Here is a 9953-nt window from a genome sequence, read left to right as displayed (position 1 = left end):
CTCTCAGTGGGAGTCGTCGGGGCGCGACGACTGCTCGCGCAGGGCCGCGGCATAGCCGCCGGCACCGTGGTCCAGGGTGCGCGCAACGCGCCCGATGGTGGTCACGCTGACCTGGGTCAGCTCGTGGATTTCGCGATACGGCACGCCCTTGATCAACAAGGGCACCACCCGCCAGCGGTCGGCCATGGCTTCCAGCTCGGCGGGCGTGCAGAGGTCACGCAGAAACGCTTCGACCGCCTCGGGCGCGCGCAGGCATGCCAGTGCGTTGGCCAGCATCGTCAGCGAGGCGGCAACGTCGGTATTTTCGCGGGGGGCAGGTCGTTGTTTCATTGCGTTAATGTAATAGCGTGTTAGTACATTAACGCAAACACCGGCTTTGGGGCAAGTCGACCGCATCGAAGCGTTCATGGAGGAACTGCTCGCGCACCTGCCCATTACGAAAACGCCCACTGACATCCGGATATCAGTGGGCGCGTTCTGCGCGACGGCGCGTAGTTGGCCGGCGAAATAGTCACCAGACCCGTGAAATCTTCAAATTGACAGGATCAGTCGCCCTGGACGCGGCCAGCCACCAGCATCGCCCTGGCCTGCTCCAGTTCCACCTGCAAGGTGCTGGCCAGCTCATCGCGGGCCACATCGAACTGCTGCTCGCGCACCAGGTCTTTCACTGCCACCACGCCGCGTGCCAGTTCGTCGTCGCCGGCCAGCACCACGAAGCGGATGCCGGCACGAGCCGCATACTGGAACTGCTTGCCGATTTTCTTCGGCTCCATCTGCACTTCGGTGTTGATGCCGCCGATGCGCAGCCGGCGCGCGATATCCAGCGCGTCGTCCAGGCGGGTCTCGTCCATCAGCGCCACCATCGCCTGCACGCTGCTTTCGGCGATACCCTGGATCAGGCCGGCCTCGCGCAGCTGCCAGAACAGGCGGGTCAGGCCGATCGAGATGCCCACGCCGGGCAATTTGGACTTGGTGTAGTGGCTGGCCAGGCTGTCGTAACGGCCGCCCGAGCAGATCGAGCCGATCTGCAGGTGGTCGGTCAGCGTGGTTTCGTAGACGGTGCCGGTGTAGTAGTCCAGCCCGCGCGCGATCGAGAAGTTCAGGCAGTAAGCGCTCTCCGGCACGCCCAGCGCCTTGACCAGCTCCAGCACTTCGCGCAACTCGGCGATGCCTTCGCCCAGCGTCGCGCTGGCCCCGACCGAGCCTTCCAGCGCCTGCAACTGCGCCAGCGCATCGGCATGCCCGTTGGAGCGCACCGCCACGAAGGCGAGAATCCTGGCGACCTGCTCGGCAGGAATGCCAAAGCCCTCGCCCACCAGTGTGTCGCGCACGTAATCGGCGCCACGCTTGTCGATCTTGTCGACCTCGCGCAGCACCGCCAGCTGCAACTCGCCTTCGGCCACGCCCAGGCTTTCGAAGAAGCCGCGCAGCAGCTTGCGATTGTTCAACTGCACCTTGAAGTCGCCGATGCCCAGCTCGGCAAACACCGCATGGATCACCGCCAGCACTTCGGCGTCGTAGCGGATGCTCAGCGCATCCTTGCCGATGACGTCGATGTCGCACTGGTAGAACTCGCGGAATCGCCCACGCTGTGCGCGCTCGCCGCGATACACGCGCTGCATCTGGTAGCGCCGGAACGGGAAGCTCAAGTCATGCTCGTGCTCGGCGACGTAGCGTGCCAGCGGCACGGTCAGGTCGAAGCGCAGCGCAAGCTCCGGCAAGCCGCCGTTCTCGGCGCCCTCATCGGCCGCAGCGGCGGCATTGGCCAGCGCGCCGGTGGACTGCACGAAATACACCTGGCGCTCGGTTTCGCCGCCGGATTTGGTCAGCAGTACATCGGACAGCTCGAACACCGGCGTTTGGACCGGCAGGAACCCGAACCGCTCGTAGTTGCGGCGGATGACGTCCAGCATGCGCTGGAACGCGATCTGCTCGCGCGGCAGCAATTCCATGATGCCGGGCGGCGTACGGGGCTTGATCACGAGCGAAACTCCTGCAGGACAATGTGGCGAACGCACAATTCTAACGGCTGGGCGGCCGCGCTGACCGCATGGCGTATCATTCAATGCGTCCCAGCAGTGCGTGGCCCATGTACCGGCAGCTTTCCGACCCCAGCGCGACCTGCCCGGCGCCCAGCGCGGCATCCGCCAGCGGCACGCCCACCTCAGATTGCGCCCTTTGCGCCGTGCGCGGCCGGGCCATTTGTGCGGCGCTCTCGGCGCAGGAAATGGACGCACTGGACCAGGTCACCCATGCAGCGGCCTATGCGCCCGGCAGCACCCTGGTACGTGCGGGCGAGACCCAGCACAACGTCTATACCGTGACCTCCGGCGCGTTGCGCATGGTGCGCACGCTGGCCGACGGACGTCGCCAGATCACCGGCTTCGTGCTGCCCGGCGACTACGTCGGGCTCACCGAAACCGCGCGGCACCGCCACGATATCGAAGCCATCGTCGACAGCCGGGTGTGCCGCACGCCGATGGCGCACATGCGCCAGCTGCGCGAGCGCTACCCGCAGCTGGAACGCAAGCTGCTGCAACGCGCCAGCATGGAACTGGCCGCCGCGCAGGACACCGGCCTGCTGCTGGCGCGCCTGCAACCCAGCGAACGGCTGGCGCATTTCCTGCTCCGGCTTGCAGCCCGCTCCACCCAGCCCGGCGCCAGCGGCGATACCGTGGCGCTGCCGATGAGCCGCAGCGACATCGCCGACCACTTGGGGCTGACCGTGGAAACGGTGAGCCGCACCTTCACCAAGCTGCGGCAGCAGCAGTTGATCGCGCTACCGCAACTGCAGGTGGTGCAGATCCTGGATTACGCCGCCCTGCGCCGTCTCGCCGGCGATACGGTGTGAGGCTGTTGGGATCGCGTGAGCGCCAGTGTGCGCTTACCCGTGCGACTGGTTGACCGATTGACACGGCGGCGCCCAGTGTCCAGGCGGTCGATCCGGAACAGCCCGCCAATATCACGCATGATTGCGCACTCGTCGGCGTCGGTGCCGCTCGGCAGCGCTCGCCTGAGGCGACGCAGTTGCTTGCAGGCAGCCGCTCCAAAATGATGCAAGCCATCCGCATGCTGACAGCCGCGCAGCGACTTACCGACCGATTCGAAAGCGGCGCCGTGCTTCACGCCGAGCGCACACTGGCGTCGGGCACCCGCCTGCGATCACTCAGCGCCCGGCCACTGCACGCGCTGCCGCACCGCCACAGCCACCGCTCAGCAGCCGCGATTGGCGCAGCCAGGCGCGATCCGGGTAGTAGGCGAACACGAACGCACCGTCGCGCAATGTATCGATCAACTGCTTGGCCACCGCTGGCCGCACCGCCGGGCAGCCCAGGCTGCGGCCGAGCCGGCCCTGCGTGCGGATGATGGCTTCGCTGACATAGGGCGCGCCGTGGATCACGATGGCGCGGTCGCGCGCGTGGTCGTTGAACCCCGGCTCCAGACCCTTGAGCCGCAACGAGTAACCGTTGTGCCCGGTGTACGACTCCTGCGCGGTGAATGCGCCCAGGCTGGACTGGAAGCTGCCGTCGTTATTGGAGAACTTCGCCGCCAGGTTCTCGCCGGTATTGCGCCCGTGCGCGACCCATTCGCGAAACAACAGGCGTTGCTTGTCCAGATCGAACACCCAGAGCCGGCGCTCGGTCGAGGGCCGGCTGTAGTCGATGACGCTGAGCACCCGTTCGGCACCCACCTGCTGGTGCTGGCGGGCGCATTGCAGCGCCTCTGTGGCCAGGGCCAGCACCTGACGGTCCAGCGACGGCGCCTGGCGCGCCAGCGCCTCGACCAGACCCACACGCGGGGCGCCCAGTGGCGGGACCGGCGATCCAGCCAATGCATCGGCCGCACTGGCAGCACTGGCCGCTGCCCACCCGCACAAGACGGCGGCAACGGCGATCATTCGATCAGACATGCAACAACCCACAGCGAACGCGGCGCCACAGCGGGGCCGCACCCCCTAGAAATAGCCGCATATGGGCCACTTTCCAACCCCGGTGGCTGAACGCGTTGGGTCAGGTGGCATCGGCAAGCAAGCGCTTCCGAAGGGCGGCGTAGTCCGGCGCCAGTGCTTCGGCATGCGCTGGGCGCTGCAGCAGTGCGGCCAGTGCCGGCGGAACCTCTACGGAACGGCCAATCAGCGGCTCCACCACGCCCTCGAACTTTGCCGGATGCGCGGTGGCCGCTACCGCCCAGTCGCCAGTGCCGCCCTCCGCGCCTTCGGCACGCAGTTGTTCGAGCACATGCACCGCGGTGGCGGTATGCGGGCAATGCACCTCGCCGTAGCGCGCGAAGCGCTGCTGCACGGTGTTGCGAATCGCCGCATCGTCCACCGACAAGGCCCGGAATTCCTCACGCAAGGCGGCATCGTCGCCGTTGTAGAGCCACCGCAGCCGCTCGAAATTGCTCGGCGCGCCCACGTCCATCGCATTGGCCAGGGTGGACACGCTGGGCTGCGGTGCGTAGGCATCGCCCGCGAAATAGTCCGGCAACACGTGATTGGCGTTGGACGCCAGCGCGATGCGGCCCAACGGCACCCCGAGCGCGCGCGCGATGATCGCCGCCAGCGCGTTGCCCAGGTTACCGGTGGGTATCACCAGATTGAGCACGCTGCCCGACGCTGCATGATGCTGCAGGGCGGCATGCGCGTAGTAACTCATCTGCGGCAGCAGCCGGCCCAGACTGATGCTGTTGGCCGAACTCAGCGGCACCTGCGTCTGCAACGCGGCATCGTTCAAGGCCTGCTTGACCATCGCCTGGCAGTCGTCGAACGAGCCGGCCACGCGCAAGGCCTGGATGTTGTCGCCGAAACACCCCAACTGATGCGCCTGCCGCGGCGACACGCGGCCGTCCGGATACAGCACCACCACGCGCAGGCCGGGCTGGCGATAGAACGCGGCGGCCACGGCGGCGCCGGTGTCGCCGGAGGTGGCGACCAGGATGGTGAGCGGGCGGTCTTCAGCGCGGCGCAAGCGGGTCAGGCAGGCCGCCAGGAAGCGCGCACCGAAATCCTTGAACGCCGCCGTGGGGCCATGAAACAGCTCCAGCGCGTAATCGCCCGGCGTACCCAGCGCCACCAACGGCGCCGGGAAATCGAAGGCTTCGGCACAGATGGCAGGCAGTTCGGCCGCCAGTGCGTCGCCCTCGAAAAATGGCTGCAACAGCGCAGTGGCGGTGTCGGCCAGGCCGGCGCCCGCAACCAGCGTACGGGCAGGTGGAAGGGTCTGCGGCACGTAGAGGCCGCCATCGGGCGCCAGCCCGGCGGCAATGGCTTGGCTCAGGCTTGCGGCGGGGGCACCGCCACGGGTGGAGATAAACATCAGCATGACTCCAGATAAAGCGAAGGCTGGGCGGTGCCCGTGACAAGCGGTGCCGCGCGTGACGTCGCCGGGCGTCGCGTTGCGCCGGCGTTCGGCCGCAGGGTTGCGTCCGGTCGATGGCGCGGGGCTATGCTGCGCGCACCCTTCCGTGGAGTCGGCAGATGATCAAGGTCAGTGTGATGTACCCGTACCGCGACGGCGCCCGCTTCGATCACGCCTACTACCGCGACCGGCACATGCCGCTGGTGAGCGCGCGCATGGGCGCGGCCTGTTTGAAATACACCGTGGACAAAGGCATCAGCGGCGGCGACGCCGGCAGCCCGCCGGCGTTCATCGGCATGTGCCACATCTTTTGCGAGTCGGTGGAGACCTTCAACGCCAGCTTCGGGCCGCATGCACAGGAAATCCTCGCCGACATCGCCAACTACACCGACCTGACCCCGGTCATGCAGATCAGCGAAGTCGTCGTCGACTAAATGACGTGTGGCAAGCTGCAGGCCAGACCTGCTACCGGCTGCCTGCGGCGCGTTGTCATTGCGTGCGTCCCGATTCATTCGAGCAACCGCGCCGCAGGACTTGCGATCGGCGAGACCCAGGCCTGGCTATCGAACCCTACGGCCGCAAACCCGGCCTGCACTGCCGGTGCCGCAGCTTCGGCCGCGGCGCGCGATTCGAACCAGGCAAACACGCTCGGCCCGGCGCCGGAAATGCTGGCGCCGAAGGCGTTGTGGTCCAGCGCTGCCTGTTTGGCTTCGGCGAAGCCGGCGATCAATGGGGCGCGACGCGGTTCGATCAGCACATCACGCAAGCCTGCGCGTACCAGGTCTGCATCGCAGCCATGGCAACCGGCCAACACCAACGCCAGATTGGTGCTCTGCGCGACGAATTCGCGCAATTGATAGTTTCCTGCCAAGGCTTCGCGCGCGCGCCGCGTTTCCAGCACTGCATCCGGATGCACCAGCAGGCTATGCCACGCTGGAGGCACCGCGATCGGTACCAGGCGCTCCAGCGTGCACAGCACCAAGCCACCGACAAACAGCGGCCCCAGGTTGTCGCCGTGGCGGCTGCCGCTGGCCACCGCTTCGCCATCGAGCGCGTATTGGTAGAGCTGGTGGTGATCCAACGGCGAGGCCAGCAGCGCGTTTGCCGCCACCAACGCCGCGACGCATGACGCGGCAGACCCGCCCATGCCCGAGCTCAACGCGATGCCTTTGTCGATCTCGATTTCGAATCCATAAGGCAGTTGCAAGGCGGACCGCAGCGAAATGAGTGCAGCGCCTGCAGTGTTGCGCTCGGCATCCAGTGGCAGCGCCACCGTCGTGCCGCGAATCGCAGCGATGCGCACCACTGGCGCGTCGATACGGCGCACGGTCACTGTGTCGCCGATTCCATCGATCGGATAGCCGAGCAGGTCGAATCCCACCGCGACATTCGCAACCGATGCCGGCGCGAAGGCGCGCGCTTCGTGCAAGCCGTGCTTGCCCAGGGAAGCGTGATCGCTGCCCTGCGCCTGCACCACGGCCGCCTGGCTCACGCCGGCCTGGCTGACAACAGCATGCGTCACAGCCGCGCGCCCTCGCCTGCCGCCACGCGCAGCAGATCGGCGAACACGCCTGCCGCGGTCACTTCCGGACCGGCACCCGGGCCCTGCACCACCAACGGGTTCTCGCAGTAGCGCCGCGTGGTGAACTGCACCACGTTATCGGTCAGACGCAGATTGGCGAACGCGTGATCGGCCGGCAGCTCGACCAGGCCCACGCTGGGCGCGCGGTCCGGCGGCAGCTGCGCGACATAGCGCAGCACATTGCCACGCGCATGCGCTTGGGCCAGACGTTGCGCGAAGGACGCATCCACTTCCGGTAAGCGCGCCATGAAATCGTCCACGCTGGCCTGGCGCAGCGCTTCCGGCACCAGGCTTTCAACCTGCACATCTTCCAGGCTGATGGAGCGCCCTGCTTCGCGCGCCAGGATCACCAACTTGCGCGCCACGTCCACGCCGGACAGATCGTCGCGCGGATCCGGTTCGGTATAGCCCATGCCGCGCGCCTGCGTCACCAGTTCGGCGAAGGGCACGCTGCCGTCGTACTTGTTGAACAACCATGCCAACGTGCCGGAGAAGATGCCTTCGATGGACGTGACTGCATCGCCGGTGTCGACCAGGTCGCGCAGTGTGGTGATCACCGGCAAACCGGCGCCCACGGTGGCTTCATAACGGAAGCGCGCACCACTGGCGTCGGCCGCTGCGCGAATCGCCTCATAGCGCGCCAGCGGGCCGGAGCCTGCCTGCTTGTTCGGCGTCACCACGTGGATGCCGGCTGCCAGCCAGCCCGCATAACGGTCTGCGACTTCGGCGCTGCCGCTGCAATCGATGATCACCGTATGCGGCAGATGCGCAGACAGCAGATGCGTGGTGAAGCGTTCCAGATCGGTGGGCGTTGCGGACGATGCAAACGCATCGCGCCAGTCGCCGACCAAGCCGCGTTCGTCCAGCAGCATGCGACCGCGTGAGACCACCGCGCGCAGGCGCAGATCAAGATTGGCCTTGCCTAACAACTGCGGTTGCGCGTTGCGCAGTTGGTCCAGCAATGCCGCGCCCACATTGCCCGGGCCGATCACGCCCACAGAAAACGTCTGCGGCGACAACCAGAAACCGGCATGCGCCGCGCGCAACGCCTTGGTGGCGTGCGCCGCATCGATCGCCACCGAGATATTGCGTTCGGAGGAGCCCTGCGCAATTGCCAGGATATTGACCTGGGCTCGCCCCAACGATTCGAACAAGCGCGCCGCCACACCCGGCTGACCGGCCATACCATCGCCTACTGCTGCGAGCACGCTGATGCCGGTGGTCAGCTGCACGCGCTGCACCTGCCCGACCGTGAGTTCATGCGCGAACGCTTGCAACAATGCGTTGCGTGCACGCTCGGACTCGTGCTGCTTGACCACGCAGCAGATCGAATGTTCCGACGAACCCTGCGAGATCATCACCACCGACACCTGCGCGGTGCGCAGCGCGGCGAACACGCGCTCGGCCGTGCCCGGCACACCGATCAGACCGGTGCCTTCCAGATTCAGCACCGCCAGATCCGGGCTCAACGTCAGACCCTTGATCGGCCCGCTCACCGCGCTACTGGCAGTAATGCGCGTGCCGGGATGCTCGGGCTGGAAGGTGTTGCGGATGATGATCGGCAGGCCGCGCTCGATCGCCGGCGACATCGTTTGCGGGTGCACCACCTTCGCACCGAAATATGCCAGCTCGCAGGCCTCGTCGTAGCTCAGTGTTTCCAGTTGCACCGCTTCGGGCACCACGCGCGGGTCGGCCGACAGCACGCCATCCACATCGGTCCAGATATGCAGTTCGTCTGCATCGAACAATGCAGCGAAGATGGCACCCGAATAATCGCTGCCGTTGCGGCCCAGCGTCGTGACGCGGTCGGCACGGTCGCGCGCCACGAATCCGGTCACCACCACGCGCGTCTGCGGATGCGCTTGCCGCCAGGTTGCGAGGCGCTGCGCACTCGCCTCCCAGTCCACATCCACACCGAGTTCGCCGCGATTGACCACCAGCACATCGCGCGCGTCCAGCACTGCGCAGTCTTCGCCGATCGCGCGAAAGTGATCGCCCAGCAACTGCGCCGAATACACCTCGCCCAGTCCTTGCACGCGGTCGAGCACTTCGCGCGGCAATTCCCCGATGACCGCCAGCGCGCCGAGGATCTGCGACAGATGCGCGAAGCGTTCGTCCAGCCACTCCACCGTTGGCCCGGAATGCTCGCCGAGCAAGGCGACCGCCGCACCGCGATGGCGTGCGCGCGTTTCGTGCCACCGCTCGCGCCATTCGGGGCGATTCTTCGCCGCCAGTTCGGCCAGTTCGATCAAGGCATCGGTGACGCCCTTCATCGCCGAGACCACGGTGACCTGCACCGTCTCGTCGCGTGCAAGCAGCAGCTGCGCCACATGCCGATAACGCTCGGCATCTGCCACCGAGGTGCCGCCGAATTTGTGCACGACAGTGCGCGCAGAGGACGCAAGAACAGCAGCGGGTTCGAACGAAACAGCATGCGATGACATCGACAGACCTCGTTGGGGAGGCCCCGTCCGCATCGGATGAGAGAGGGAAGCCCCCGCATCCTGATCCGGGTGCGGGGCCGTTGTTTTCGGAAGTTACGCGAAGACGACGGACCGCACCGGGCGAATGGTGGCGGTAGTAATGATGGTGGTAATGCCGGTCACGCATGCACCGACCCGCAGCAGCGGCTGGCAGAGAAGCGAAGCGATGGCGGAGGCGTTACCCATGCATGCAAAAGACATCACCGGGACGAGGCCTGTCAAGCGTTGCGTGAATGGGCAGGTGCACGCGCCCGGCACATGGAACAGAAAACCTTGCCGCTCAGGGATTTAAGCACTGAGCGCGCAAGCAATTGATTGCTATGGAAACTTTTGGATCGGCCTTGCAGAGCCGTGCTGCGCAGGTTTCTGACCTTCATTGGTCGAGTCATGTGCTTGGCTGAAGCCATATAGCTAGCTGGATCGGTTGCGCCCGAGGCATCACATCGCCGCAGGCATCAGGTTGCTTCGAGCAACAGGCCACTTCGCATCAAGCAACAGACCGTCGCTATCGGAAACCCGAATCGGTGCGAG

The 9953-nt window shown here is 66.3% G+C and carries 8 protein-coding genes; 2 read left to right on the top strand and 6 right to left on the bottom strand.

Annotated features, from left to right (window positions below; all coding sequences use genetic code 11):
- Positions 1-3: 3 nt before the first annotated feature.
- Both EO156_RS03755 and hisS read right to left on the bottom strand, forming a co-directional pair.
- Complete coding sequence (locus EO156_RS03755) at positions 4-330, bottom strand: YerC/YecD family TrpR-related protein (protein WP_016850562.1); 327 nt, start codon at positions 328-330, stop codon at positions 4-6.
- Between the two features lie 215 nt (positions 331-545).
- Positions 546-1982 (bottom strand): histidine--tRNA ligase, encoded by a 1437-nt coding sequence (gene hisS / locus EO156_RS03750; protein ID WP_029828920.1) that lies wholly within the window; start codon positions 1980-1982, stop codon positions 546-548.
- A 203-nt stretch (positions 1983-2185) separates the two neighbouring features.
- Here hisS and EO156_RS03745 point away from each other — a divergent pair, with 203 nt between their 5' ends.
- A complete protein-coding gene (locus tag EO156_RS03745) occupies positions 2186-2851 on the top strand; it encodes a helix-turn-helix domain-containing protein (RefSeq protein ID WP_029828918.1) in 666 nt (221 codons plus the stop codon).
- A gap of 315 nt (positions 2852-3166) precedes the next feature.
- Here EO156_RS03745 and EO156_RS03740 read toward each other — a convergent pair whose 3' ends face one another.
- Both EO156_RS03740 and thrC read right to left on the bottom strand, forming a co-directional pair.
- A complete protein-coding gene (locus EO156_RS03740) occupies positions 3167-3910 on the bottom strand; it encodes a murein L,D-transpeptidase catalytic domain family protein (RefSeq protein ID WP_016850566.1) in 744 nt (247 codons plus the stop codon).
- Positions 3911-4010: 100 nt separating this feature from the next.
- Positions 4011-5321, bottom strand: a complete 1311-nt coding sequence (thrC, locus tag EO156_RS03735) for a threonine synthase (protein ID WP_029828915.1) — start codon at positions 5319-5321, stop codon at positions 4011-4013.
- A 155-nt stretch (positions 5322-5476) separates the two neighbouring features.
- Between thrC and EO156_RS03730 the strand changes: the two genes are divergently transcribed.
- Complete coding sequence (locus EO156_RS03730) at positions 5477-5791, top strand: EthD family reductase (RefSeq protein WP_015463099.1); 315 nt, start codon at positions 5477-5479, stop codon at positions 5789-5791.
- 74 nt (positions 5792-5865) lie between these two features.
- On the opposite strand, the gene EO156_RS03725 is transcribed toward EO156_RS03730, so the two are convergent.
- Positions 5866-6834: a homoserine kinase gene (locus EO156_RS03725; protein WP_078585702.1), complete on the bottom strand. Its 969-nt coding sequence runs from the start codon at positions 6832-6834 to the stop codon at positions 5866-5868.
- Between the two features lie 41 nt (positions 6835-6875).
- Positions 6876-9383 carry a bifunctional aspartate kinase/homoserine dehydrogenase I gene (thrA, locus tag EO156_RS03720; protein ID WP_016850234.1) on the bottom strand — a complete coding sequence of 836 codons (2508 nt, stop codon included), beginning with the start codon at positions 9381-9383 and terminating at the stop codon, positions 6876-6878.
- Between the last annotated feature and the right edge of the window lie 570 nt (positions 9384-9953).

Source organism: Xanthomonas sp. DAR33341, from assembly GCF_003992815.1.
Lineage (GTDB): Bacteria > Pseudomonadota > Gammaproteobacteria > Xanthomonadales > Xanthomonadaceae > Xanthomonas > Xanthomonas cissicola.
Note: the sequence above shows the minus strand (reverse complement) of the source record. Positions and strands in the feature narration are given on the sequence as shown.